The sequence below is a fragment of the uncultured Pseudophaeobacter sp. genome (genome assembly GCA_905479575.1).
Classification (GTDB): domain Bacteria; phylum Pseudomonadota; class Alphaproteobacteria; order Rhodobacterales; family Rhodobacteraceae; genus Pseudophaeobacter.
This window is the reverse complement of sequence record CAJQNB010000018.1, coordinates 18,457-42,971: the sequence shown is the minus strand read 5'-3', so window position 1 is coordinate 42,971 and position 24,515 is coordinate 18,457. Positions and strand designations below refer to the sequence as shown.

General features: G+C 57.9%; 21 protein-coding genes and 1 riboswitch. Of the genes, 20 read left to right on the top strand and 1 reads right to left on the bottom strand.

What is annotated here, in order from left to right; genetic code table 11:
• The first annotated feature begins 4 nt into the window (after window positions 1–4).
• The 11 genes from QZ268_RS06855 to QZ268_RS06805 all read left to right on the top strand — a co-directional run bounded on the left by QZ268_RS06855 (window position 5) and on the right by QZ268_RS06805 (window position 10,256).
• On the top strand, window positions 5–289 hold the full coding sequence (locus QZ268_RS06855; protein WP_295450087.1) for a hypothetical protein: 285 nt from the start codon (window positions 5–7) through the stop codon (window positions 287–289).
• Window positions 289–2,280: a hypothetical protein gene (locus tag QZ268_RS06850; RefSeq protein WP_295450084.1), complete on the top strand. Its 1,992-nt coding sequence runs from the start codon at window positions 289–291 to the stop codon at window positions 2,278–2,280. The genes QZ268_RS06855 and QZ268_RS06850 overlap by 1 nt, the downstream gene beginning before the upstream one ends.
• On the top strand, window positions 2,280–2,939 hold the full coding sequence (locus tag QZ268_RS06845) for a hypothetical protein (protein ID WP_295450082.1): 660 nt from the start codon (window positions 2,280–2,282) through the stop codon (window positions 2,937–2,939). Before QZ268_RS06850 ends, QZ268_RS06845 begins: the two co-directional genes overlap by 1 nt.
• Window positions 2,936–3,523 carry a hypothetical protein gene (locus QZ268_RS06840; protein ID WP_295450080.1) on the top strand — a complete coding sequence of 196 codons (588 nt, stop codon included), beginning with the start codon at window positions 2,936–2,938 and terminating at the stop codon, window positions 3,521–3,523. Before QZ268_RS06845 ends, QZ268_RS06840 begins: the two co-directional genes overlap by 4 nt.
• Complete coding sequence (locus tag QZ268_RS06835) at window positions 3,520–3,966, top strand: hypothetical protein (protein WP_295450077.1); 447 nt, start codon at window positions 3,520–3,522, stop codon at window positions 3,964–3,966. Before QZ268_RS06840 ends, QZ268_RS06835 begins: the two co-directional genes overlap by 4 nt.
• The gene (locus tag QZ268_RS06830; RefSeq protein ID WP_295450075.1) at window positions 3,956–5,782 is read left to right on the top strand and encodes a fibronectin type III domain-containing protein; all 1,827 of its coding nucleotides are present in this window, start codon (window positions 3,956–3,958) and stop codon (window positions 5,780–5,782) included. Before QZ268_RS06835 ends, QZ268_RS06830 begins: the two co-directional genes overlap by 11 nt.
• Window positions 5,783–5,796: 14 nt before the next feature.
• Complete coding sequence (locus QZ268_RS06825) at window positions 5,797–8,127, top strand: hypothetical protein (RefSeq protein ID WP_295450073.1); 2,331 nt, start codon at window positions 5,797–5,799, stop codon at window positions 8,125–8,127.
• A gap of 111 nt (window positions 8,128–8,238) precedes the next feature.
• Window positions 8,239–8,460: a hypothetical protein gene (locus tag QZ268_RS06820; protein WP_295450070.1), complete on the top strand. Its 222-nt coding sequence runs from the start codon at window positions 8,239–8,241 to the stop codon at window positions 8,458–8,460.
• 71 nt (window positions 8,461–8,531) lie between these two features.
• Window positions 8,532–9,257: a lysozyme gene (locus QZ268_RS06815; protein WP_295450069.1), complete on the top strand. Its 726-nt coding sequence runs from the start codon at window positions 8,532–8,534 to the stop codon at window positions 9,255–9,257.
• Window positions 9,254–9,601 (top strand): hypothetical protein, encoded by a 348-nt coding sequence (locus QZ268_RS06810; protein WP_295450067.1) that lies wholly within the window; start codon window positions 9,254–9,256, stop codon window positions 9,599–9,601. Before QZ268_RS06815 ends, QZ268_RS06810 begins: the two co-directional genes overlap by 4 nt.
• A 265-nt stretch (window positions 9,602–9,866) precedes the next feature.
• Window positions 9,867–10,256, top strand: coding sequence for a hypothetical protein (locus QZ268_RS06805; RefSeq protein WP_295450064.1), 390 nt, complete (start codon window positions 9,867–9,869; stop codon window positions 10,254–10,256).
• 162 nt (window positions 10,257–10,418) lie between these two features.
• Here QZ268_RS06805 and QZ268_RS06800 read toward each other — a convergent pair whose 3' ends face one another.
• The gene (locus QZ268_RS06800; protein WP_295450062.1) at window positions 10,419–11,504 is read right to left on the bottom strand and encodes a site-specific integrase; all 1,086 of its coding nucleotides are present in this window, start codon (window positions 11,502–11,504) and stop codon (window positions 10,419–10,421) included.
• Window positions 11,505–11,669: 165 nt separating this feature from the next.
• Window positions 11,670–11,748, top strand: a riboswitch (SAM riboswitch).
• A 59-nt stretch (window positions 11,749–11,807) separates the two neighbouring features.
• On the opposite strand from QZ268_RS06800, the gene metZ reads away from it, so the two are divergent.
• From metZ to QZ268_RS06755, 9 genes are all read left to right on the top strand, one after another.
• Complete coding sequence (gene metZ, locus QZ268_RS06795; RefSeq protein WP_295450059.1) at window positions 11,808–12,998, top strand: O-succinylhomoserine sulfhydrylase; 1,191 nt, start codon at window positions 11,808–11,810, stop codon at window positions 12,996–12,998.
• A 159-nt stretch (window positions 12,999–13,157) separates the two neighbouring features.
• The gene (folE2, locus tag QZ268_RS06790; protein ID WP_295450057.1) at window positions 13,158–14,261 is read left to right on the top strand and encodes a GTP cyclohydrolase FolE2; all 1,104 of its coding nucleotides are present in this window, start codon (window positions 13,158–13,160) and stop codon (window positions 14,259–14,261) included.
• Between the two features lie 145 nt (window positions 14,262–14,406).
• Complete coding sequence (locus QZ268_RS06785) at window positions 14,407–15,867, top strand: TrkH family potassium uptake protein (RefSeq protein WP_295450055.1); 1,461 nt, start codon at window positions 14,407–14,409, stop codon at window positions 15,865–15,867.
• A gap of 158 nt (window positions 15,868–16,025) precedes the next feature.
• Window positions 16,026–17,264, top strand: a complete 1,239-nt coding sequence (locus QZ268_RS06780; protein ID WP_295450053.1) for an aspartate kinase — start codon at window positions 16,026–16,028, stop codon at window positions 17,262–17,264.
• A 47-nt stretch (window positions 17,265–17,311) separates the two neighbouring features.
• Window positions 17,312–19,552, top strand: coding sequence for a phosphoenolpyruvate--protein phosphotransferase (ptsP, locus tag QZ268_RS06775; protein ID WP_295450050.1), 2,241 nt, complete (start codon window positions 17,312–17,314; stop codon window positions 19,550–19,552).
• A 627-nt stretch (window positions 19,553–20,179) separates the two neighbouring features.
• Entirely contained in the window at window positions 20,180–22,474 is a 2,295-nt protein-coding gene (locus QZ268_RS06770; RefSeq protein ID WP_295450047.1) for a bifunctional salicylyl-CoA 5-hydroxylase/oxidoreductase, read from the top strand.
• A complete protein-coding gene (locus QZ268_RS06765; RefSeq protein ID WP_295450045.1) occupies window positions 22,471–23,226 on the top strand; it encodes an SDR family NAD(P)-dependent oxidoreductase in 756 nt (251 codons plus the stop codon). The genes QZ268_RS06770 and QZ268_RS06765 overlap by 4 nt, the downstream gene beginning before the upstream one ends.
• Window positions 23,223–23,684 carry a MarR family transcriptional regulator gene (locus QZ268_RS06760; protein ID WP_295450042.1) on the top strand — a complete coding sequence of 154 codons (462 nt, stop codon included), beginning with the start codon at window positions 23,223–23,225 and terminating at the stop codon, window positions 23,682–23,684. The genes QZ268_RS06765 and QZ268_RS06760 overlap by 4 nt, the downstream gene beginning before the upstream one ends.
• Complete coding sequence (locus QZ268_RS06755) at window positions 23,681–24,484, top strand: enoyl-CoA hydratase family protein (RefSeq protein ID WP_295450039.1); 804 nt, start codon at window positions 23,681–23,683, stop codon at window positions 24,482–24,484. Before QZ268_RS06760 ends, QZ268_RS06755 begins: the two co-directional genes overlap by 4 nt.
• The last annotated feature ends 31 nt before the right edge of the window (window positions 24,485–24,515 follow it).

Here is a 24,515-nt window from a genome sequence, read left to right as displayed (position 1 = left end):
CAAAATGTTAGAAGCCTATGTGGCCGCTGGGTTCCCGGATCCGGCGGCTTTCTGGTCTCTGACGCCGCGCCTGTACCTGGCCCTGATGAAGGGGGCGGGTCAGCGCTTGGAGCGCGAGCATAAGGATCGCGCCTGGCAGGTCTGGCATATCGCGGCGCTGAGCCGGGTCGATGCGCTGCCTTCTTTCGATGAATTCCTGGGCGCTGGCCCTGTTGAACCCCAATCGCCTGAGACCCTGCAGGCGATGTGCGAACTCCTGGCGCGGAGCTGGGGAGCAGAGGAGATCTGATGGGCAAATCTGTTATTGGGGCGCTGCGGGTCAATCTGGGGCTGAACAGCGCCAAGTTTGAACGTGGTGCCAAGCGGGTGAAATCCCCCCTGGCTGCGATGAGAAAGCAATTCCTTGCGGTGGCCGCTGTGGCTGCTGCTGCGGGGGGCGCGATCTCGGCCATGGCGCTGGCGGGGGCGCGGGATCTCGACCGGGCGGCTAAATCCGCGCGTCGCCTCGGCGCCTCGATCGGGGGCTTTCGGGCGCTGGAGCTGGCGGCTGGCGAGGCGGGTGTGAGCCTGTCGAGCATGACCAATGACATCCAGACCATTGACCGCGAGATTGCCTCGATCGGGAAATCTGGCAATGCGCAGCGGGCACTGGATGCGCTGGGGATCTCGGCTGAGCAGTTCTCTGGGTCAGACGCAGATGAGAAGCTGGCGCTGATTGCCGATCGGGTGCAGGCGCTGGGGCTGACTACCGGCGAGACCTCTTCGATCTTACGCGACCTTGGAGTGCGCAATCGGGAAATGGTTCTGCTGATGCTGAACGGCGGCGAGGCCATTCGCACGGCGCGGCGCGATATCGAGGACTACGGGCTTGCGGTCAACTCAGTTGATGCGGGCAAGATTGAGCAGGCCAATGACCGCATCGCGCGGCTGGGCCTGGTGACGCAGTACCTTGGCCAGCGTCTGGCGCTGGAATTGGTGCCTGCCCTGGGGCAGATGGCGCAGGGGATCACCAATAGCCTGCGCACAGGTGGCGCACTGCGCGGGGTTCTGGACGGTTTGGCCTCCAATGTGCAGCGGTTGACCACCTATTTGGCGGTGGCGGTCACCGGCTTTGGGGTGCGCTATGTGGCGGCGCTGGTGGCGGCGAAGCTGGCAACGGCCACGCTGTCCGGGGCACTGGTGTTTCTGCGCGGTGCCTTGATCAGGACCGGCATTGGTGCGTTGGTCGTTATTGCGGGGGAATTGGTCTATCAGATCTCGCGGATGGTGACCAAGGTCGGGGGCTTTGGTGAGGCCTTGTCGCTGCTGAAAGGTGTCGCGGCAGAGGTTTGGGACCGGATGATGTTGGGGGCGTCTTCTCTGGCGGCCTCTCTGTCTGCGACCTGGGACGGGATCAAGGGCGGATTCATCTCTATGCTGGCCTCCCTGCAGGAGCGATGGGCAACTTTCCTTGGGACACTGGCGGGTGCGATCAGAAACGTCCCTAAAATGGGGGACCTATCGAACCAGCTGGCCGGTTCATCGTTTGAATTGCTGTCAAGGTCTTCTGCCACTGAACAGGTCGCTGAGCGATACAGTGGGGCGGCAGCTTCCGGGCGTGCGCGTGCTGATGCTCTGGCGCAGGCGGCCAATGCGCCTCTGAAAAGCATTGAAGCGCTGCGGGCTGCGTTGAAAGGCACCACAGAGGAAACAGAGGATGGCACCACGGCAGCCAATCGCCTCGGAGATGCTCTGGGCAACCTCGGCGGCGCTGGGGCTGGTGGAGTTAAACCGATCAAGGAAGAGATTGACGGGCTGTCTGAGGGTCTGCAGTCGGTGAAATCTTCGGCCAAGTCTGCCTTTGCGGGGCTGGTGACGGGTGCCAAGAGCGCAAAGGAGGCTTTGGCAGACATGCTGTCCAGCGTGGCTACGGCTCTGGCAAACAGTGCGTTCAATTCGCTGTTTGGCAATGCCTTTGAGGGGCTTTCTGGGATTCTTGGCTTTGCCAATGGCACCCTGTCAGCACCTGGCGGGTTGGCGCTGGTTGGGGAGCGGGGGCCGGAGCTGGTGAATCTGCCGCGCGGGTCGCAGGTGAACACAGCGCAGGCCACCAGGTCGATGCTGGGGGCGGCACAAAACCGGCTGCATGTGAGTGTTGGCGTCGATGATAGCGGCTATTTGGTTCCGCTCATCCAAGACGTCAGCGGCAATGTCTCGGCCCAGCATGTCTCTGCGGGGATGGCGATGCAGGACCGCAAAACGTCCAGCAATCTTGCAACCCATCTGGCGAGGCAGGGCTGATGCAGCGACCTATTGTTACCCTTCCCGATGGCTTTTTGAAGTTCCTGCAGGTGGATTGGGATATAGACTGGCGCGGCCAGGGTCTTGGAGAAAACACCGGGGGCGGCTCGTCGACGGTGTTCAACCGGTTCCCACGCTGGACCGGCGCGCCTTCGGTGTTTTTGGAAGGGGCGGAGTTGGCGCAGTGGCGCGGGATCCGGGCCATGGCGCAGGGGAGGCTGGGAATTTACCGCCTGCCCATGGTGGATCCGATCGGGTTTTCTGGCGCACCCGGTGCGGAACAAACCTTTGCAGACGGTACCAGCTTTGCATCCGGTGAGGGCTTTGCCTCTGAGCCGATGTGCTTTGCTGCGCAGGCTGCTGATCGTGGCGCAGAACAGATCCGGGTGACGGGTTTGGATGCCGCGCCGCGTATCGGCCAGATCATGAGCCAGGGGCTATGGCCCTTCACCGTGACCTGGGTGCTGGAGGTCTCGGCGGGTGTATATGACCTTGGGGTGCAGATGCCCCTGCGAGAGGCGCTGGCAGCGGGTGATCCGATCCGGCTGGAAGCCATGGGCCTGTTTGAAGCGGTTGAGGGCGGCATGGGGCGGGTGCGTTATGACACCAGCCGCGCCGCCCAGGTGAAACTGAACTTTCGTGAGGTTCTGAACAGATGAGCTTTTTCCCTGAAGGGTATGATCCTCAAGGTGAGATCCTTGGGGCGCTGGACCTGTGCGAGATGGATACACCAGATGGGCCGATGCGCTTCATGATTGGGGCTGATGGTGTCTTCACGGATGTGAATGGTCACAAGTGGTACGGCACCCAGCTTGCCAGTGTCAGCTCGCTTGAGAGCGCTCTTGAGGGTCGCGCGCCAGAGGGGTCGATCACGCTCTCCTACTTTCAGGACCCAGAAGCGGATGATCTGATCTCTGAGGTGAAAGCTCTCGGTGTTGACTATATCAAAGGCCGCGCCATCCGGTTCTTCTTCCAGCCCATCGGCAGCATGGCGGACTTCTACAAGCCCAAGCATCCGCCCAAACAATGGATGCAGCGCACCATGCGCAGCCTGCGGTTCTCGGCCAGTGGGGCGCAGGATCGCTTGATCTCTCTGGGCTTTGAGGCCTGGACCGAGAAACGCCGGGCCGCCGGGCGGTTGGTGATGAATACTGAGGGCCACGCCAGGCTAACCGGCGCGCCCAATCCCTCACTGAAGTTTGCCCCTACAACCGCTTTTGAAGAAGAGAAGCTATTCGGATGATGTCACCGCTGTATCAGGAATTGCACCGCTGGAACGCCGCGCCCTTTATCTGGGGCGAAATGGATTGCGTTCTGTCGATTGCGGATTGGGTCGGGAAAGTTAAGGGCAAAGACCCGGCAGCGGCGCTGCGCGGTGTTTATGACAGTCGCGGATCCTGCCAACGTGAGACCGGCTTTCTGCGCAATCCGGTGGCAACGGTCGAGGCCTGCCTGGCCACGATCGGCGGGCTGCCCCGCGTTGCTACACCTGCGCCGGGTGATATCGGTATTGTCATGGCCTATGATGCCAAGGGGCGGTTGTCGCCCTGTGGGGGGCTGTGGCTGGGGGAGGCCTGGGGCTTCAAAACCCGCAATGAGGATCACGGGGGCAGGGGGGCAATCACCATCAAGCCCATTCTGATCCCGCAGGTTTTGGCAATCTGGGGAGTGGGCTATGAAGCGTAGCCTGCTCTTTGCCGCCCTGCTGGGCTGTACCATGCTGACGCCGCAACCTGCGCAGGCCGCGCCGGTGGTGGCCTGGGTCGCTGGCGCTTTGACCGTGGCGGGCGGTACTGCGCTTGCCGCCACGGCGGCCTATGCTGCAGGCGCGACTTTTGCGGCCTCGGTGGTTGGTGGCTTCATTGTCAAAACCGTTGTGGCCATTGGTCTGTCTGCACTGGCAGCGCAGCTTGCGCCCAAGCCCACATCGCCACCGCCCAGCGTCCAGATGGCCAATTTTGCCCAGCCGGTCACCTATGCAGAATGGGTCTATGGGCGCACCCGCAAGGGCGGCTTTTTGGGCTTCACCGGCTTTGCAAAGGACAAACGGTTTTATGTGCCCATTCTGGCGGCGCATCCTATTGAGGGTGTGGTGCAGCACTGGCTTGATGAGCGACTGGTGACGCTGACAGATGAGGCAGACCAGGACAAAAGCAATATCGCAGAGACCCCGATTGCGGGTTATGGCCGGATCAATGTCTTTGATGGCGCTGCGGGCCAGCAAGTTGATCCTGGGCTGAATGATGCCTTTGTCGAGATCACCGAGGAATTCGATTTTGCAACGCTGTCAGGGGCTGTGCTCTGGGCGGCGCGGCCTCCGTCGTCTTCGTTTACTCAGATCTACCCGGAAAGTCGCCAATGGGCCTATACGCCAGTGATCGATGGCAAGAAGGATCTCTTTGACCCGCGCGATGGTGGGCGGCGCTTCACCTCAAATGCTGCCCTGGTGTTGGCGGATTGGGTGGTGGAGATCCTGGGTCGCGAGGTGGATTGGGATGAGGTGGCTGATGAGGCCGAAGCCTGTGACGCGCAGATCCTGAACGCAGAGGGTTATCTGCAGAACCGCTGGGAGCTGAACGGCACCCTGTCGGATGAACAGGATTTTGAGGGCCAGCGGGTCTCTCTGGCGGCGGCCTGTGATGCCTTTCTATATGAGCGCACGGACGGCAAGGTGGGCTTTACCGTGGGACGCTGGATTGCGCCGGATCTGACACTGGGGCCGGATGACTTTCTGTCGCTGGAGCTGAACAGCGGTGAGTTTGGCGCCGATGCGCCGGATGAGGTGGCCGGCGTCTATACTGAGCCGGGAAACGGCTGGCGCGAAACCCCCAGCGGAGCCTGGGTCGAGAATGAGGTGGCCAAGCCTAGCCGGGATGAGCCGCAGCTCTTCATGGTCACCAATCACAATCAGATCTCGCGGCTGAACAAGCGGCTCGCCCGCACAAAACTGGCCGAATACCAGCTCACCGCGACCATCGGCTTTCAGGGCTATGAGATCCTTGGTGGGCGAACTGGTGAGAGCGGTGACGGCAGGGCGCATCGGTTCTTCCGGGTTGTGCATCCGGAACTGCAGATCGATGCGGTCTTTGAGGTGGGGGAGCTGACCCGCGAGGCCTCGGGGGTGTTCTCGCTCACCGCCAATTCGGTCAGCCCGGAGGATTTTGCCTTTGACGCTGCAGCAGAGGAACCAAGGCGCCCGATCTATGACAGCGTCGAGGGTGACAACGGCATTCCGGTGCCAACGGGTCTGGTGGTCACCGGGGCAGGTGGGGGCAGCGCGACAGTGGGGTGGGATGCTCAAAGCGGCGCCTATAGCCAGGAGCTGCGCTATCAGCTCACGGCGGCGTCCTCGCCCTGGACCAATGTTCAGGCTGATGAGGGGGCGGTCACCTTTGCGCTCACGGGTTTGACTGCCGGGGCAGACTACGCGGTGGAAATCCGCAACCGCAGTGCAGGTCTCGGGCTGTCCGACTGGTCTGCATCTGAAACATTCACAGCATAAAACAGGAGGCGCCTATGGTTGCCGATAATCCGCAAACAGTAATGCTTGGCAATCCGCCTAGCTCTGAACACCGCCCCTCAAGAGTGGATATTGCAAATTGGATGACGGGTGCCGCTGAGGCGACTCAGTCCGTGGCTCAGCGAGCTACAGCTCTGGAGATATCAGCTGTTGAGGCCGATGGGCGGACTGCAGCACTGGAGGAGCGGGCGGAGCTGTTAGAGGTCGGTCAGGTTTTTAGCCAAATTGTAAAACCTACTTGGTCTGATCTTCTTACTGCAGTCGGTGGTGGAGACGGGCAGGGGGGGGAGGTGTTGGACAGTGATGGCGGCACACATTTAGCAGCTTCTGAGACGGGATATGACGGTGCATCTGTAGACAATTCGGGGCGATATTCTTGGAATGATGCATGGGGCCGATGGGTTCGTATTGGAAATACAGGACTGTCCGGTCGGTTGGATGTGACTGAGTTAAGAACCGTGGGTTCGATCTTCTGCTCTGTCGGTGGGACGGAAGATGCAATCGAGCTGGGCAACGATAACCTGACAGGATTCTCCGAAGGGACGCGACTTAGGTTTCGTGCGGTTTCTGATAACTCAGGCGCAGTCACCATTTCCCTAAATGGCGGTGGCTCTTTTGGATTGATTACTATGTGGGGTGGTCCGCTTTCTGAGGGGGATCTAAAGGCAGGATACTACTATGAGGTAGTTTGGGATGCTGGACCAGCAAACAAGTGGCGACTGACGACTATGGGTCAGGACACCAGGAAGCTGCGATCAATTTACGCAGTGGCTAGTAGTGTGGCCGGTTCAGAGAATGAAATTGAGGTTTTGGCTGACCATGGGCACGTAAACGGTACCCTGCTTGCATTTAAGGCGCTCTACGACAATACCTCCGTAAATGTTACACTTTCATTGAATGAGTCTGCGCCTTTCTACATCAGGGGGGCAGCGGGTGCGCCTTTGCTTGTTGGCGATATCAAGGCTGGAAGTTGGTGTTTGCTCAGATATGACGCTTCTGGTGGTCACCCATGGATTTTGCTGACCTCTGGCGTATCTCGTGGAGAAATCTCTACAATTGTCGCGGATGTGGAGGGGCTGCAATCGCGAGTGCAGGAGGTAGAGGGTCTAGTTGGTGAGTTAGAGGGGCGAGTGGGAGGTGAGGCTTTTGCTAGTGAGGCCCTTGCCCTGATGAACAAGATCAACGGGCCGGTGCCGTCTGATGCTGCTTACGCAGCATCGCCGCGCAACCCTAGCAACTTCTTTACGTGGACCGATGGTGTACGCGCAAAGGCGGCCCCGACCACCTTGAAGGTGCTGAATTTCGGTTGCTCTTCTGACACCGATTTGCATGTGGGCAAGTCGCCTTCCTCACTGGCAATATCCGGTCTTACCAGTGCGTTTTCATACCTTCGTAACTTGGAGTTCACGCGGACAAGCCGTGCTGTGGGCGGCGCGTTTTTGAATGAGTACCTTGCTCAAATTCAAGGCGCGGCGGCGGGTGATTACGATATTGTAATGGGCGGTCAGCTTACTAACTCTGTGGGCATCGGGGCGATTTCTGGCGCGAATGATTACGACAACTATAGAGGTCAGTTACTGGATCTGTTTACTGAAATCCGCGATGTTCGCAACGCCATGCCAATCTATGTGGGCTGCTATCACAACCACGTCGATTATCCTCAATCCTTCCCAAGTACCTATCGTTCAAACTGGCCGGATAGCAACCAAACGTACGAAGTAAACGGGTCGCACGAATTTGATGCAGCGGGCGGGCGCGTCAAGATGATCAACCTGCGGCTTTACGGCTACACTCTAGCGGCGGGGGATAAGATTTACTTTGCATCCGGTCCAGGTGCGGGGACTTATACCGTCGATACGATTGACTGGGACACCAATTGGATCACCTTTGTTGAGGCCATCCCTCACACCGGCTCATACACCGTCTTGGCGAAAAACGTGGAGGTCGATGATGAGCGAGTGATATGGCCCGCAAACAGTGACTTGTTAGTATCGCGAGATCGCACCGGGAACGGTGTGGAGTTGATGGGCTGGCGAACAACCGACATGGTGAACCAGCTAACGCAGCAAGTCTGCGATGAAGCGGGCGTGATGTTCTGGGATATGCAAAAGGCGCAGTATCTTTTCATGGAAAAGAGGCTTGCGGAAAATCCGACATGGACCACGACGCAGCTCTTTGACAGCGTGTTCAACTGGGTGACGCCGCCCGGTGTCCAATTCAATCATCCGAACGCAGAGTTCTTCGAGTGGGCGGGTCAGCGCTTTGCAGGAAAGCTGACCACCCTGATCGAGGACGGAACTCTGCACAAGCAGCGGGTGATTTTCTGACGCAGCCGCTGACTTCTCTGATGGCAGGCACTGGCCAGGGTAGTGCCAGATGCCGATCTTACCGAGGCTGCATGTTCAGAAGATGTGGCAAATATTTAGACACAAGGCATCATGATGATTGAGCACAAGATCCAAGGCGTTGCCAATATCTCAACCCTGAGCGGCGCGGCGATTGCGGGCTTTGGGGCGCTGACCCTGACCCAGTGGTTGGCGATTGGCGGCTTTATCCTGGCACTGGCTGGGTTTGGAGTGAACCTGTGGCACAAGGTTGCCACCTACCGGCTGCAGCAGCGTGAGTTGCAGCTGAAGCTGACAGGCAAGCTGCCCAGCTAAAACCTCTGAAAAACCTAAAACCTGAACCCAACCCTGCCTGCGGCGGGGCTTTTTGCATTGGAGCAAACGCAATGAAACTCATCTCAAACTGGCGCGCCACGCTTGGCAAGTCCTGGTCTGTCTGGCTCATTTTGGCCAGCCTGGTTCTGCTGGGCGGATACTTTCTGGCCCTGGTTCAACCCGGCATGCTGGGCTGGGATCCGCTGTATTTTGCCATGGCCTCGGCCACATGTCAGGTGCTGGCGATCCCGGCGCGGCTGGTGCTGCAGAACGGGCTATCTGAGCTTGCAGCCTTCCGTCGGGACCAAAGCGGCGCGATCCGCCGGCGCACAGTTGGCGCCATTGCGGGCGGTGGCATTGCGCTTTCAACGGCCATCGGTTTTGTCGGTCAGTGGGAGGGGCTGCGCACTGAGGCTTATCGCGATGTGGTTGGCATCTGGACTGTTTGTTATGGCGAAACCAAGGGGGTGCAGCGCGGTGACAGCTACAGCAAGGCGGAATGCGATGCGATGCTGGCGCGCGAAATCGTGGCCTATGAGGCGCAGCTTGACCGCTGTCTAACGCGCCAGGTTCCCATCGGTATGAAAATCGCCCTCGTCTCCTGGACCTACAATGTTGGGGGAGGGGCCGCCTGCAAATCGACTCTAGTGCGTAAGGCCAATGCCGGGGATCTGGTGGGGGCCTGCAATGAGCTACCCCGCTGGAACCGTGGTGGAGGCCGGGTGATCCGGGGGCTGAGCAACCGGCGCGGTGCTGAACGTGCCATGTGCCATGCCGCGCTGAAAGAGGCGGCATGATGCAGGCCAAGCTTTGGGCCTGGGTTCTGCGCAACCTGCCAGGGCTTGCCCTGGTGGCGATGCTGGCTGGAGTGGTCTGGTTTGTTGGCGATGCCTTCAATGACCGCGCCCGGCTGCGCGGCGAACTGGCTGCGGTGCAGTCGGATCTTGCGGCTGCGCAAGCCACCCTAGAGCAAGCCGAAGAGACCGCCCGCATTCACCGCGATCACCTGAGCCGAGCTGCCAAAGAGGCGCGCGCCTGGGTGGCGCTTTCCAATGACCTGCAACAAATGGAGGGACGCGATGCGCCTTTATCCCCTTTGCTGTCTGCTACTGCTGACCGGCTGTTTCGGGCGGGACAGTGAGCTAATCCAACCCCCGCAAAAAGTGCCGGCGGATTTGCTGCAGCCGGTGCTAGGTTACACCGGGCCGGTGCCCCAGACTGAGGGCCAGCTATCGGATGCGCTGATTGCGGAGCGCCGAGGGCGGCAAGCGGCAAACGCAAAGCTGGCCACTATTGGCGAAATACTGAACGACGAAAAGCCCCGGTGAAAGCTGGGGCTTTTCTTCGTTTGCGGAGGCAATTGGGGTGGTTTAGATGGTGTTGGGTTGGCATCTTAGGAGAAATCGATGAAGGATTGGGCGAGTATTGTAAAGGAATTGCCAGGAAATCTGCAAAGCGCTGTATTCTTATATGCAGGAGCATTTCTGGCCCTTGGAGCCAGTTTTCATTTTTCTCAGTGCTACAGTGGTTTGTTGGTGGTTATCGCTCAGGTTGGGGCGATACTGATTCATTTGTTCCTTGTTCTTCTCATGTTCCATATTTCGGTGGGCCCGCTCTTGGGGATGCTTCGGAGACGACGGCTTGCGCAGGGGGGTCTTTGTGCTCTTCTATTGTTCTTTGTACTCCCTGTTCACGTGATGTTTGTGGAACTTGTATGGCCGATTTCTGAGGGAACAGAATGCTCAATGGCGGATGCTGTTTCATTGATTCCTGGTTTGTCCTTAAAGTCCAACTAGAGGGCAGTGTGAAAGCTCTGCGCCTTGGTGATCTCGCGTGGGAGGGGGCTAGCCAAAACCTGCCCTGAGATCTACTTACCGCACATGCTAAAGCGCGGCGGAACCAAGCTCTCAGTGATGTGCAGCTGCGGGCATGCGGAATCTGTAGCGGTCCTGGCTCTCCTAACAGTGGGGCTCGCTGCACACTCGCGCCAGCCATGGCCAACCATCATACTTGTCACCCGGCGTTTTAATGTGGCTGTATCGCTGCAAGCTTTGCCAACTGCGGTGGCCGGAAACGCTAGCGGCCAACGGGATCGTGCGGCCCATTTCAAACAGGCGGCTAACCCCTTCATGCCGCAGATCATGGAAGCGCAGATCCTCGATTCCCAAGAGAGCGCAGGTCCGAATGAAGGACGCAGAAATGTTGTTTGCTCGGTAGGGGAATATTGAAGCGCCCGCAGGACCGGTGGGCATGGATTTGATGATCCTCAGGGCCTCAGGGGTAAGTTCGCACCAAACATCATTCCCAATTTTTTCACCCGGATTTTTCATATCCCTTACCAACACCCGGCTGTTTTCAGGTTCAAGATCCTCCCATTTGATCCTTACAATCTCTTCCTGTCGGCGCGTGGAGAATATCGCGAAAGCAATGATTTTGTGCATGGGCATGTGCCCGCGTCTGGCGCTGTCTTCATAGTGGCATAGGAGCTTATCCAGCTCATCTAGCGTAGGGCGTCTGTTGCGACGATTCGATTTCGAGATTATGCCGAGCTGTTTGCACACGACGAGTGCATCCGCCATAGCGGCGGGGTCAAGATCTAGGTTCCATGCAGGCCGCGCGAGCTTAAAGACCGGGGAGAGGTGAGTAAGGTAGTTCCCCACGGTGGAGGTCGCGCGGCTGCGCCCGAACTCTCTCGCAAAATCCACGATTTTCTGGCTGGTGATTTCTTCGCAAGCAATTTGGGCAAGATCGGTTTGTGCTAGTTTTGCAAGGACTTGGGCCTTTGACTTCCCATAGCTCTTTTTGTGATCGTCAACATACCTGTTGATGGCGTCAGATAGGGTGGGGCGTGGTGCTCTGGCTTTTTCCAAAGCGCCAGGTTGGCGCAACTCTTTCTCGCGCCGTTGCATCCAAGCCTTTGCTGTGGCCCGGCGCGGAAACTGCCGAGACTCTCTGAAGGTTGGTTCACCCTTGCGTTTCAGAATAATCTGAGCCTTATAGGCGGTGCGTCCGTTGGATAACTTGCGCTCTGCAATTGTTCCCATGGTGACCCTGCTGTTTGGTATGCCCTGAGTGCTCAGGTATGCCTTGGGGGCATACCATAAAAGGGAAATACTCGTAAACGCTGGAAAATGGGCGGAAAAGATGCGAGTTTTTAGGCGGGTTTTAGTTATGAAATCGGGCTAACATGTTGAAATTTCAGGAGATATCCACCTGAACGTGGTAGATTTGTAACCGGATTGCGGGCCACGCTAAATATTCCGCTAAAGAGGTCAGGATGTGAAGGACCCCCTTTCGCTTGGCCGGACGGGGGTTTTTTGTTGCGCGATCAGCGCGGAGGACTTGAGATGAGTGAGACTTGGAACAACCGCACCAAACTGGTGCATGGCGGTACCCGCCGCAGCCAATACAATGAAGTCAGCGAAGCGATCTTTCTGACCCAGGGTTTTGTCTATGACAGCGCTGAGCAGGCAGAGGCGCGGTTTTTGGAAACCGGCCCGGATGAGTTCATCTATGCGCGCTATGGCAATCCAACCGTTGCGATGTTCGAAGAGCGTATTGCGCTGCTGGAGGGGGGCGAGGATGCCTTTGCCACCGCCTCTGGCATGGCGGCTGTCAGCGGTGCGCTGACCTCGCTGCTCAAGGCGGGCGATCACGTGGTGTCTGCCAAGGCGCTGTTTGGGTCCTGTTTGTACATTCTGGAAAATGTCTTGTCCCGCTATGGGGTTGAGGTGACGTTTGTGGACGGCACCGATTTGGATCAGTGGCGCGCGGCGCTGCGCCCGGACACCAAGGCGGTGTTCTTTGAAAGCATGTCGAACCCCACATTGGAGGTCATCGACATTGCGGCGGTTTCGGCGCTCGCGCATGAGGTCGGCGCCACGGTGGTGGTGGACAATGTGTTCTCCACCCCGGTGTTTTCCAAGGCCATTGCCCAGGGCGCCGATGTGGTTGTTTATTCAGCCACCAAACATATCGACGGCCAGGGCCGGGTGCTGGGCGGTGTGGTTCTGGGCAGCAAGGATTATATCCGTGGGACCTTGGAACCCTATATGAAACATACTGGCGGCTCGCTCAGCCCGTTTAATGCCTGGACCCTGCTCAAAGGTCTTGAAACCATTGACCTGCGGGTCCGGGCGCAGGCGCAAAGCGCGCTGTTGATTGCCCAGGCCTTTGCCGATCACGCGGCGCTGGAACGCACCATATACCCGGGGCTGGCGACCCATGCGCAGCATGGGCTGGTGCAAAGCCAACTGGGCGGCAATGGCGGAACCGTGCTGTCGCTGGATATAAAAGGCGGCAAGGCGGCGGCGTTTCGTTTCCTCAATGCGCTGACAATCCCGGTGATTTCCAACAACCTTGGGGATGCCAAATCCATTGCCACCCACCCGGCGACCACCACCCACCAGCGGCTGCCGGATGATCAAAAGGCCGCCCTGGGGATTACCCCCGGTTTGGTGCGCTTTTCAGTGGGGCTGGAAGACAGCGCTGATTTGATCGCGGACCTGACCCAGGCGCTTGCGGCGGCACAGGGGTAGGGCTGGATCTGACCTTTCGGGCTCCCGGATTGGATGCTTTCGTCCGATCCGGGGACAAACCTGACGTATTTGAGTGATCCGTTTTGAGTTTTGAGCCGTAAAGGTCTAAACAGTTTAACGCGGCCCCTGCAGGGCGGCGCTACCGGAGTGCATTTTGCCATGAATATTCCTACGCGTGATCTGTCCAAGGTTCCTGATCGTCAAGCCGCCGAGGCGGCTTTGGCGCTGCTGCGGCAGTGGGTCGAAACCGCAGACCCCACCGAGGTGGCCCTGCTGGATCCGGCTGTTGCACGCCTGTTGCCGGGGCGCGACCTGGGCAACTACCCCGAGCTGTCCCGCAGTTATCCGGCAGATTTTGTCTCCGATGAGGCCTACCGCGCCACCCTGCCAGATCTGCAAAACGGGCCTGCCAGCCTCATCCGTGGGGCCAAGGAGCAGATCCAGCACGTCGGGATTTCGAATTTCCGCCTGCCGATTCGGTTCCATAGTCGTGATGGTGGCGATCAAACACTGGAAACCAGCATCACCGGTTCTGTCAGTCTGGAGGCCGATAAAAAGGGCATCAACATGTCCCGGATTATGCGGTCTTTTTACAAGCACGCAGAAAAAACCTTTAGTTTTGAGGTGATGGAGGCAGCGTTGAACGACTACCTCAAGGATCTGGACAGCATGGATGCGCGGCTGCAGATGCGGTTTTCCTTTCCGCTGCGGATCGAAAGCCTGCGCTCTGGCCTGTCTGGGTATCAGTATTACGATATCGCGCTGGAACTGGTGCAGTCTGAGGGCCTGCGCCACAAGGTGATGCATCTGGACTATGTCTATTCCTCGACCTGCCCGTGTTCGCTGGAGCTGAGTGAACATGCGCGCCAGGCGCGCGGGCAATTGGCTACGCCGCATTCGCAGCGCTCGGTGGCGCGGATTTCGGTCGCAACCGACCCTGACGGCGCGTGTCTGTGGTTTGAAGATTTGATTGAGCATTGCCGCGGTGCGGTGCCGACCGAAACCCAGGTGATGGTCAAGCGCGAGGATGAACAGGCCTTTGCCGAGCTGAACGCAGCCAATCCCATCTTTGTCGAGGATGCGGCGCGGCTGTTCTGCGAGGCCCTGCAGAAGGACGCCCGAATCAAGGATTTCCGCATCGTTGCCAGCCATCAGGAAAGCCTCCACAGCCATGATGCCATCAGCGTCCTGACCCAAGGCCCGCTTTTTGCCAACAAAAGCCTGGATCCCAAGCTGTTCTCCACCCTGATTCACCAGGGCTGACAAACCCTGACAGGCGGACTGACGGGCCAAGCAGTAGAGCAACCTGGCGCAGCTGACACAAACCGTTGTTTGTCGAGCACGTCACGGGCGCTCTCCATGGGCTTTGGCTTGACAGTTTCCGTCAGGCGGGCCAACGCTCGCGCCTATGTTGGATTTTCGACCCATTGGATATGTGATCGGCCTGCTGGTTCTGATCCTGGGCGCCATGATGGTGTTCCCGTTCCTCGCTGACCTCATCGAGGGGCGTGGGGAATGGCCGGTGTTTCTTGAAAGCGGTGTTATCACCATGTTGTTCGGGGCGCTTTTGGCGCTCAGCTGCGGCAGTGGCAGCGGTGGTGGGACGAGTCGGGGGCTGAGCATCCAGCAGACGTTTTTGCTGACCACCTCTGTCTGGGGGGCGCTGCCACTTTTTGGCGCCTTGCCCTTGATGCTGGGGGCGACGGATCTCAGCTTTACGGACGCGTTTTTTGAGGCGATGTCAGGCCTGACCACCACCGGCTCGACCGTGATTTCGGGATTGGACGACCTGCCAAAGGGGCTGCTGCTGTGGCGCGGGATCCTGCAATGGTTGGGCGGGATCGGTATTATTGTTGTTGCGATGGTTTTCCTGCCTGAACTGCGCGTTGGTGGTATGCAGATTTTTAAATCCGAAGCCTTTGATACCTTTGGTAAAATCCTCCCGCGCGCGCAAGCTATCGCCAAACAGATCTCGCTGATCTACCTCGGGCTCACGATCGCTTGCATGGTGGTTTATCTGGCCTTGGGCATGGGTTTTTTTGATGCGCTTGTGCATGCGATGACCACCATGTCGACGGGGGGATTTTCCAATTATGATGCCTCTTTTGGCACCTTCTCGGGGTCCGCCGAATACGCGGCATCCATATTTATGATCTTCGCGGCCATGCCATTTGTGCGCTACGTACAGCTGATCAATGGCAAGGCAACACCTTTGTTTCGCGATAGCCAGATACGTTCGTTTCTCGGAACGATTGTTGTTCTTGTGGTTGTCACGGCCAGCGTTCTGGTGACGATTTTCCCCCATCATCCCGAACAGGCTGTCCGCGAGGCTCTGTTTAACATCACCTCCATTATTTCCGGCACAGGCTATGCCAGTGTTGACTATATGGAATGGGGAAGCTTCCTCATTATGGTGTTCTTCTTTATCGGGTTGATTGGTGGCTGTGCGGGCTCTACCGCGTGTTCGATCAAGATCTTTCGCTACCAGCTGCTTTTTGCCTCGATCCGGGTGCAAATCCAGCGCATCCGCTCTCCGCATGGGGTCTTTGTGCCTCGGTTTGACGGCCGCCCAGTGGGGCAGGATGTTCTGAGCTCGGTAATTTCCTTTTTTATGTTCTTTATTGTGACCTTGGGCATCGTCGCCTGGGCACTGGCGCTCACGGGTTTGGATTTTGTTACCGCCATTTCAGGCGCTGCCACGGCGGTGGCCAATGTGGGGCCGGGCCTGGGAGAGACCATCGGACCTGCGGGGAATTTCTCCTCGCTCAATGATACAGCCAAGTGGATCCTGAGCGGCGCCATGTTGATTGGGCGGCTGGAGCTGATGGCGGTCTATGCCATTTTGACGCTGCGGTTCTGGCGCGCCTGACCCTGTTTTTATTGCTTTTTTGGCGGTGGAAGCCCCATTAAATAAGGCGCGAACAGGGCTGGGCGCTTGTATCGCTACAATACGCAGCCTTGCCCTTGAAACCCTGACCCCCTATGAGGCTGTGATCGGAAACTGCGAGCGCACGGAGACTTTTACCCATGCCCGTTCTAGTAATGAAATTTGGCGGCACTTCGGTCGCCAACCTCGACCGGATCCGGCGCGCAGCCAAGCGCGTTGGTGTCGAAGTAGCCAAGGGCTATGATGTTATCGTCATTGTCTCTGCCATGTCCGGTAAAACCAATGAAATGGTCGGCTGGGTCAAGGAGACCTCGCCGATGTTTGATGCCCGTGAATATGATGCGGTGGTGTCTTCTGGTGAAAATGTCACCGCCGGGCTGATGGCGCTGACGCTGCAGGAAATGGATGTGCCGGCGCGCAGTTGGCAGGGCTGGCAGGTGCCGTTGAAAACAAACAGCGCCCATAGCCAGGCCCGGATCGAAGAGATCCCGCCGGAAAACATCAATGCCAAGTTTGGTGAAGGCATGCGGGTGGCCGTGGTTGCCGGGTTCCAGGGCATTAGCCCCGAGGGCCGCATCACCACCCTGGGGCGCGGCGGATCTGATACCACCGCTGTAGCTTTTGCTGCCGCTTTTGACGCCGAACGCTGTGATATCTACACAGATGTGGACGGGGTCTACACCACCGATCCGCGCATCTGTGGCAAGGCGCGTAAGCTCGACAGGATCGCCTTTGAAGAAATGCTGGAACTGGCCTCACTGGGGGCCAAGGTGCTGCAGACCCGCTCGGTTGAGCTGGCCATGCGGTATAAGGTGAAACTGCGCGTTCTCTCTAGTTTTGAAGAACAATCCGACGAGGCCGGCACACTGGTCTGCGACGAGGAGGAAATCATGGAATCCAATATTGTGGCCGGTGTGGCCTATTCCCGCGACGAAGCCAAGATGACCCTGATGTCGGTTGCTGACCGCCCAGGCATTGCTGCGATCATTTTTAACGCCCTGTCTGAAGCCGGGGTGAATGTCGACATGATCGTGCAGAATATTTCAGAAGACGGTCGCACGGATATGACCTTCTCCTGTCCTACCGATCAGGTGGCCCGTGCCGAAAAGGCCCTGTTGGGTATCAAGGGAGAAGGCGGGTTGAACTACGCCGACCTGGTTGCCGATACCGAGGTCGCCAAGGTGTCGGTTGTGGGCATTGGCATGCGCTCGCAATCAGGTGTGGCCGCCAAAATGTTCAAGGTACTCTCGGATGAGGGGATCAACATCAGGGTCATTACAACCTCAGAGATTAAGATTTCCGTGCTCGTTGATCGAAAATACATGGAACTTGCCGTGCAAGCACTGCATGATGCTTTTGAACTGGACAAGGCAGCCTGATACCTTTGGATTGCCTGCCACAAAAAAAGAATATGTGAACAGGACCCATGGTCGAATCTACTGAATCTGAAAGCCGCAAGCTGCTTGGCCGCTTGCGTGAGGCCATGGCTGGGGAAGACCCTGGCCAGGCCCGTTTGGACAAGATTACCCATCTGATAGGGGACAGCATCGGGACCGAGGTTTGTTCGGTCTATCTGTTTCGCGATGATGAGACGCTGGAGCTTTGCGCAAGTGAAGGTTTGAACATCGAATCTGTTCACCAAACCCGGATGCGCATTGGCGAAGGTCTGGTGGGGCGGGTTGCCAAGTTTGGCAAGGTGATCAACACGCCTGATGCCCCCAACTCCAAGGGGTTTCGCTATATGCCGGAAACCGGCGAAGAGCGGTTTTCCTCCTTCTTAGGCGTACCAATTCAACGGCTTGGTGAAATGCTGGGCGTTTTGGTTGTGCAGTCCAAAGAGGCGCGCGAGTTCTCTGCCGATGCGGTCTATGCCTTAGAAGTGGTCGCTATGGTCATCGCAGAGATGACCGAACTTGGCGCCTTTGTTGGCGAAGAGTCCGGCCTGTCACCGCTGCACCAGCAGCCGGTTTTGTTGCCTGGAACGGCGGCGCAGGAAGGCGCGGCAGAGGGCCATGTCTGGCTGCATGAGCCGCGCGTGCTGGTGACCAACCCAATTGCCGATGACCCGGAAACAGAGCTGGAGCGTCTCGGTGAGGCCGTTGAGCAGCTGCGCGTTGGTGTCGACAAGATGCTTGAGATCTCGCAAAACGGCGATAAAGAGCAGCTGCAAGTGCTTGAGGCCTACCGCATGTTTGCCAATTCCAAGGGCTGGATGCGGCGCATGGAAGAGGACATCTCCCGCGGGCTGAGTGCCGAGGCTGCGGTGGAGAAGGAGCAGTCGCAGGCGCGTGCACGGTTGTCGCAGGTGCAGGATGCGTACCTGCGCGAGCGGCTCAGTGATCTGGACGACCTGTCCAATCGTCTGCTGCGTATTCTGACCGGGCAGGGGGCCGAAACCGGCGCTGAGCTGCCGGATGATCCCATCTTGGTTGCGCGCAACATTGGCCCGGCGGAACTGCTGGAATATGGCCGCAATCTCAAAGGCATCGTGCTCGAAGAGGGCTCGGTTGGCTCGCATGCGGCCATCGTCGCCCGCGCCTTGGCGATTCCGCTGGTGGTGAATGCCAAACGCATCACCAATGAGGCCCTGAACGGCGACCACATCATGGTCGATGGCGAACAGGGCGTGGTGCATTTACGCCCTGATGACAGCGTCGTGAGCGCCTTTCGTGACAAGATTGCCATGCTTGCCCAGGCGCAGGAGCGCTATGTTTCGATCCGAGACAAGGCGGCCGTGACGCTGGATGGGCATAAAATTGACCTGGTGATGAATGCGGGCCTTATGGCCGATCTCCCCTCTCTGGAAAGCTCCGGTGCTGAGGGCGTTGGCCTGTTCCGTACCGAGCTGCAGTTCCTGGTGCGCAACCAGATGCCGCGCCGATCAGAATTGGTCGCGCTCTATAAACGGGTGCTGGATGCTGCGCAGGGGAAGCGCGTTGTCTTTCGAACTTTGGATATCGGCTCGGATAAAGTCCTGCCCTATATGAAGCCAAATGACGAACCTAACCCGGCTTTGGGCTGGCGTGCCATTCGGGTGGGTTTGGATAAGCCCGGCATTATGCGGATGCAATTGCAGGCGCTGATGCGTGCCGCCGAAGGACGTCCGCTGACAGTGATGTTTCCCTTTGTGGCGCAGGCAGAAGAGTTTCGTGCGGCGCGAAATGAGGTGACCAAAACCCTTGAGCGGGAACGTATCCTGGGACATGTGCTGCCTGAAAGTCTGGAGATTGGCGCCATGCTCGAAACTCCCTCGCTGGCTTTTGCGCCGCAAAAGTTTTTTGATGAGGTTGGCTTTATCTCTATCGGCGGCAATGATCTGAAGCAGTTTTTCTTTGCCGCAGACCGTGAAAATGAGCGCGTTCGCAAGCGGTATGACAGTCTGAATGTGAGCTTTCTCACCTTTATTGAACAGATTGTGGAGCGTTGCTCTGTCTCAAAGACCCCGCTGAGTTTTTGTGGCGAGGACGCCGGGCGCCCCATTGAAGCCGTCTGTCTTGCGGCGATGGGGATGCGCACGCTTTCGATGCGGCCGGCTTCAATTGGGCCTGTTAAGTCTTTGTTAATGCGTGTGAACCTTCAGGACTTGCGGCAGGTTATTTTTGAGTCTCGCCACCGTGGAGATCAGTCCGTACGCGGGGCTGTGATGCGTTACCTGCGTGAGACATGACGCCCTAATCTCTTCACAGTAGAGCGCCATCCGTTTTTAGCATCTCTTGTCTGGGTAGATTGTATCGCCGCTTTTCCACAGCATTTAAGGGAAGAACAGAGGGTGGCGCTAGGTCTGATGAGTTTCCGTCGACCTCTGGTTCGTTGGATTTTCTAAAATTTCCCGTTTCACATAGTCGTCAAAAATGAATAAAAATTCGACAGATCATCCATAAAATTTACATTTATCAACTTTTACCCTCTATCGGCGAGGCTTTGGTGCCCTGTGGCAATGACTGCAGGCCTGATGTTGGGAATTTGGCGTCCCGGAGCCGTGGCTGATACGGGTTTTAGGGCGGATCAACTGTTAAGAATAACCCGCGTTGGGCGCTTTACCCTCTGGATGTTCACAGGGTTATCCACATCATAAATAGATCTTAATTATTTGTTAATATGATGAAGTTTGGTTTCCCCCACAAATATTCTAATTACCGAGATGCTGTTGGTTTGATCGCTGAGGTGTCTGCATATTTTGGCAGCAGATCGTAAAAAGTGTCTGAATAAAACTTCAAGTATAAAACTTTAAGCTTGAAAGTTTTTCGGGCTGGCCTATCCTGATCTCATATTCTGGTTTCAGGGAAGAACGGTCATGAAAATTGCTTGTTTGGGAGGGGGGCCTGCGGGGCTCTATTTTGCAATCTCGCTAAAGCTGCGGCAACCTGAGGCCCAGGTTACTGTTTTTGAGCAAAACAAGGCGGACGATACCTTTGGTTGGGGGGTGGTTCTGTCTGATGACGCCCTGGATAACCTAAGCCGCAATGACCCCCAAACCGCGCAGGCGATCAAAGATAGTTTCGCCTATTGGGATGATATCGCAGTGGTGCAGGAGGGCGTGAGGACCGTCTCCCAAGGGCATGGTTTTGCGGGAATTGGCCGCAAAAAGATGCTTTTGATCCTGCAGGAGCGAGCACGGGAGCTTGGCGTTGACCTGCGCTTTGAAGCCCGGGCCAAACCAGCCTCGGCCTATCAGCAAGACTATGATGTGGTGGTTGGCTGCGATGGTCTGAACTCGGCAGTGCGCAGCGAATTTGCCGATCACTTCAAACCCAATATTGATGTGCGCCCTTGCAAGTTTATCTGGCTGGGCACCCATCAGAAGTTTGATGATGCTTTTACCTTTGTATTTGAAAAAACCAAACATGGCTGGGTTTGGATCCACGCCTATCAGTTCGACGATGAGACCGCGACGGTGATTGTCGAGTGCTCTGGCGAGACCTGGGAGCGCTGGGGATTTGAAGACATGTCCAAGGAGGAGATCATTCGCACCTGCGAAGAGATCTTTGCGGATCACCTTGGCGGTCACGCCCTGATGTCCAACGCTGATCACCTGCGGGGCTCGGCCGTGTGGATCAACTTTCCCAGGGTGCTCTGTGATAAATGGCACCATGAAAACGTGGTGCTTTTGGGCGATGCCTCGGCGACTGCGCATTTTTCAATCGGTTCCGGCTCACGGCTGGCCTTTGACAGTGCCATTGCCCTGGCGGAGCTGATCACCAGCGAAGACAGTCTGGAACGCGCTTTTGAGCGCTATCAGGAGGAGCGGCGTCTGGATGTGTTGCGGCTGCAATCAGCAGCGCGCAACTCATTAGAATGGTTTGAGGATGTCGAACGCTATCTGGGCATGGACCCGGTACAGTTCAATTATTCTTTGCTCACCCGTAGTCAGCGAATTTCCCATGAAAATCTACGCCTGCGGGATCCTAAGTGGCTCAGCTCGGCAGAGAAATGGTTCCAGGAAAATGCGGGCGCGCCAAGCGATGCGCCTGTGCGGGCACCGATGTTTGCGCCCTATCAGTTGCGGGATATGCGGTTGCAAAACCGTATCGTGGTGTCGCCGATGGCACAGTATAAGGCAGTGGACGGCTGCCCAACCGACTGGCATCTGATCCACTATGGGGAACGGGCCAAAGGCGGTGCAGGGCTGGTTTATACCGAAATGACCTGCGTCAGTCCCCAGGGACGGATCACGCCGGGCTGTCCCGGGCTATATGCACCAGAGCATGAGGCGGCCTGGACGCGGCTGGTGGATTTTGTCCACCAGGAAACCGATGCAAAGATCTGTTGCCAAATCGGCCATTCGGGGCGCAAGGGGTCAACCCAGGTTGGTTGGGACACCATGGATGCACCGCTGACGGATGGGAACTGGGATTTGGTCTCGGCCTCGCCCTTACCCTGGTCGCCGGATAACGCCACCCCGCGTGAGATCAGTCTGGCGGAAATGGACCAGGTCAAGGCGGAGTTTGTGGCCGCAGCGCAAATGGCGGCGCGCTGTGGGTTTGATATGATCGAACTGCATGCGGCTCATGGCTATCTGATTTCTTCGTTCATTTCGCCAAAATCGAACATTCGGACGGATTCTTACGGCGGGTCTCTGGACAACCGGATGCGTTATCCGCTTGAGGTCTTTACGGCCATGCGGGCGGTCTGGCCAGCGGACAAGCCAATGTCGGTGCGGATCTCTGCAACCGATTGGTTGGGGCAGGACGGGGTGACGCCCGACGAGGCAGTGGAGATTGCCAGAGCCTTTGCGGAGGTGGGGGTTGATATCATTGATGTGTCGGCGGGACAGACGTCGATTGATGCCCAGCCGGTTTATGGCCGCATGTTCCAGACGCCCTTTTCTGACCGCATTCGCAACGAGGCAGGCCTCGCGACCATGGCGGTGGGCAACATATACGAGGCGGATCACGCCAATTCGATCCTGATGGCCGGACGCGCCGATCTGGTTTGCGTTGGCCGCCCGCATCTGGCGGACCCGTACTGGACACTCCATGAGGCCAGCAAGATCGGTGACCGCTCTGGCCGTTGGCCCTTGCCCTATGAGGCGGGGCGCGATCAGGCTTGGCGGCTTGCGGATCGTGAGGCAGAGGTGATCCGGGCATGAGCGTTCACGGCAAACATGTTGTCATCACTGGCGGAGGGTCCGGTGTCGGTGCCGAGCTTGCCCGGCAGTTTGCCGCGCAGGGGGCCAAGGTGACAATCCTTGGCCGTCGTTTGGAGGCGCTGCAGCAGGTTGCAACAGAAACAGGTGCTTTGCCGCTGGCTTGTGATGTGACCCTGCGGGAGAGCCTTGATCAGACGATAGCACAGGCCAGCGCTGCAAACGGTGCGGTGGCGATTGCTCTGGCCAATGCAGGGGCAGCGCCCTCCAAGGCATTTGAGCAGATGGCGGTGGAGGACTTCACCGATGCTTTGGGGGTCAATCTGCTGGGGGTTTTCAATCTTTGGCAGGCTTGCCTGCCGGGGATGAAGGCGGCAGGCTGGGGGCGGTTGCTCGCCGTGGCCTCCACTGCCGGGCTCAAGGGATATCCCTATGTGTCGGGCTATTGCGCGGCAAAACACGGTGTGCTGGGCCTGACCCGGTCGCTGGCACTTGAGCTGGCAAAAACCGGGGTGACGGTGAATGCCCTGTGCCCGGGGTTTATCGAGACGCCGTTGTTGGAAACTTCGCTGGACCTTATTGTGGCAAAGACCGGCATGTCGCGAGAACAGGCGGCTAAATCGCTGCGTCGCGGCAACCCACAGGATCGCTTTATCCAACCAGGAGAGGTGGCTGCGGCCGCGCTTTGGCTGGCTGACGACGGGGCGGGATCGGTGAATGGCACAGCATTGCCCATTTCTGGAGGTGAAATTTGAGCGAGACGGATATTTCAAAGGATCGGTTGCGGCTGTGGCTGCGGCTGCTCAAGGCGACGCGCAGCGTGGAGAGCGCTTTGCGCGAGAACCTGCGGCAGGAGTTTACCACAACGTTGCCGCGCTTTGATGTGATGGCGGCGCTGTCCCAGCACCAGCAGGGGCTCAAGATGAGCGAGCTGTCCAGCGTGCTTAAGGTCTCCAATGGCAATGTCACGGGCATCGTGGAACGCCTGGTCGAGGATGGCCATGTGCTGCGCGAAAAAGTTCCCGGAGATCGCCGGGCCAGCCGGGTGCGGCTGACCTCAGCCGGTGACGCGGAGTTTGCCCGTCAGGCCAGTGCCCATGAGAGCTGGATTGATCAGATTTTTACTGGTGTCGCTCCTGAGGCGGCCCAGACTATGGCCGAGGCGCTGGATGCAGTGGCCCGGCGGTTGGACAACAAGGATACTGCGCCATGACCCAGGTCGATACCAAACATTTTCTCTGCAAGATCGAAGACGGTATTGCCACCGTTTCTTTGGACCGGCCGGAGCGCAAAAACCCGCTGACCTTTGACAGCTATGCAGAGCTGCGCGATTGGTTTCGTGATCTGCACTATGATGATGCGGTCAAGGCGGTGGTTTTTGCCTCCAATGGCGGCAACTTCAGCTCCGGTGGCGATGTACATGATATCATTGGCCCGTTGACCAAGATGAGCATGAAAGAGCTGCTGGCCTTTACCCGGATGACCGGAGATTTGGTCAAGGCGATCGTCAATTGCGGCAAGCCAGTTATTGCAGCGATTGACGGCATCTGTGTGGGCGCAGGGGCGATTATTGCCATGGCCTCGGACCTGCGGATTGCCACGCCGGAGGCCAAGACGGCCTTTTTGTTTACCCGCGTTGGACTGGCGGGCTGTGACATGGGCGCCTGTGCAATTCTGCCCCGGATCATCGGCCAGGGACGCGCCGCAGAGCTGCTTTATACGGGCCGCTCGATGAGCGCAGAAGAGGGAGCAGCCTGGGGGTTTCATAACAAGCTGGTTGCCGCCGCTGATCTGGACGCAGAGGCGCATGCACTGGCGGGGCGCATCGCGGCAGGGCCGAATTTTGGCAACATGATGACCAAGACAATGCTGGCGCAGGAATGGTCCATGTCGATTGAGCAGGCCATCGAGGCCGAGGCACAGGCCCAGGCGATCTGCATGCAGACCGCTGATTTTGAGCGCGCCTATCATGCCTTTGTAAACAAGGAAAAACCGGTTTTTGAGGGCGATTAATCCGCAAGCCGCAGCGCGTGGTGCGGTGGTT

Excerpts from the sequence above, each read along its gene's own strand:
- QZ268_RS06855 (WP_295450087.1), top strand. The coding sequence starts at position 5 with ATGTTAGAAGCCTATGTGGCCGCTGGGTTCCCGGATCCGGCGGCTTTC.
- QZ268_RS06850 (WP_295450084.1), top strand. The coding sequence starts at position 289 with ATGGGCAAATCTGTTATTGGGGCGCTGCGGGTCAATCTGGGGCTGAAC.
- QZ268_RS06845 (WP_295450082.1), top strand. The coding sequence starts at position 2,280 with ATGCAGCGACCTATTGTTACCCTTCCCGATGGCTTTTTGAAGTTCCTG.
- QZ268_RS06840 (WP_295450080.1), top strand. The coding sequence starts at position 2,936 with ATGAGCTTTTTCCCTGAAGGGTATGATCCTCAAGGTGAGATCCTTGGG.
- QZ268_RS06835 (WP_295450077.1), top strand. The coding sequence starts at position 3,520 with ATGATGTCACCGCTGTATCAGGAATTGCACCGCTGGAACGCCGCGCCC.
- QZ268_RS06830 (WP_295450075.1), top strand. The coding sequence starts at position 3,956 with ATGAAGCGTAGCCTGCTCTTTGCCGCCCTGCTGGGCTGTACCATGCTG.
- QZ268_RS06825 (WP_295450073.1), top strand. The coding sequence starts at position 5,797 with ATGGTTGCCGATAATCCGCAAACAGTAATGCTTGGCAATCCGCCTAGC.
- QZ268_RS06820 (WP_295450070.1), top strand. The coding sequence starts at position 8,239 with ATGATGATTGAGCACAAGATCCAAGGCGTTGCCAATATCTCAACCCTG.
- QZ268_RS06815 (WP_295450069.1), top strand. The coding sequence starts at position 8,532 with ATGAAACTCATCTCAAACTGGCGCGCCACGCTTGGCAAGTCCTGGTCT.
- QZ268_RS06810 (WP_295450067.1), top strand. The coding sequence starts at position 9,254 with ATGATGCAGGCCAAGCTTTGGGCCTGGGTTCTGCGCAACCTGCCAGGG.
- QZ268_RS06805 (WP_295450064.1), top strand. The coding sequence starts at position 9,867 with ATGAAGGATTGGGCGAGTATTGTAAAGGAATTGCCAGGAAATCTGCAA.
- QZ268_RS06800 (WP_295450062.1), bottom strand. The coding sequence starts at position 11,504 with ATGGGAACAATTGCAGAGCGCAAGTTATCCAACGGACGCACCGCCTAT.
- metZ (WP_295450059.1), top strand. The coding sequence starts at position 11,808 with ATGAGTGAGACTTGGAACAACCGCACCAAACTGGTGCATGGCGGTACC.
- folE2 (WP_295450057.1), top strand. The coding sequence starts at position 13,158 with ATGAATATTCCTACGCGTGATCTGTCCAAGGTTCCTGATCGTCAAGCC.
- QZ268_RS06785 (WP_295450055.1), top strand. The coding sequence starts at position 14,407 with ATGTTGGATTTTCGACCCATTGGATATGTGATCGGCCTGCTGGTTCTG.
- QZ268_RS06780 (WP_295450053.1), top strand. The coding sequence starts at position 16,026 with ATGCCCGTTCTAGTAATGAAATTTGGCGGCACTTCGGTCGCCAACCTC.
- ptsP (WP_295450050.1), top strand. The coding sequence starts at position 17,312 with ATGGTCGAATCTACTGAATCTGAAAGCCGCAAGCTGCTTGGCCGCTTG.
- QZ268_RS06770 (WP_295450047.1), top strand. The coding sequence starts at position 20,180 with ATGAAAATTGCTTGTTTGGGAGGGGGGCCTGCGGGGCTCTATTTTGCA.
- QZ268_RS06765 (WP_295450045.1), top strand. The coding sequence starts at position 22,471 with ATGAGCGTTCACGGCAAACATGTTGTCATCACTGGCGGAGGGTCCGGT.
- QZ268_RS06755 (WP_295450039.1), top strand. The coding sequence starts at position 23,681 with ATGACCCAGGTCGATACCAAACATTTTCTCTGCAAGATCGAAGACGGT.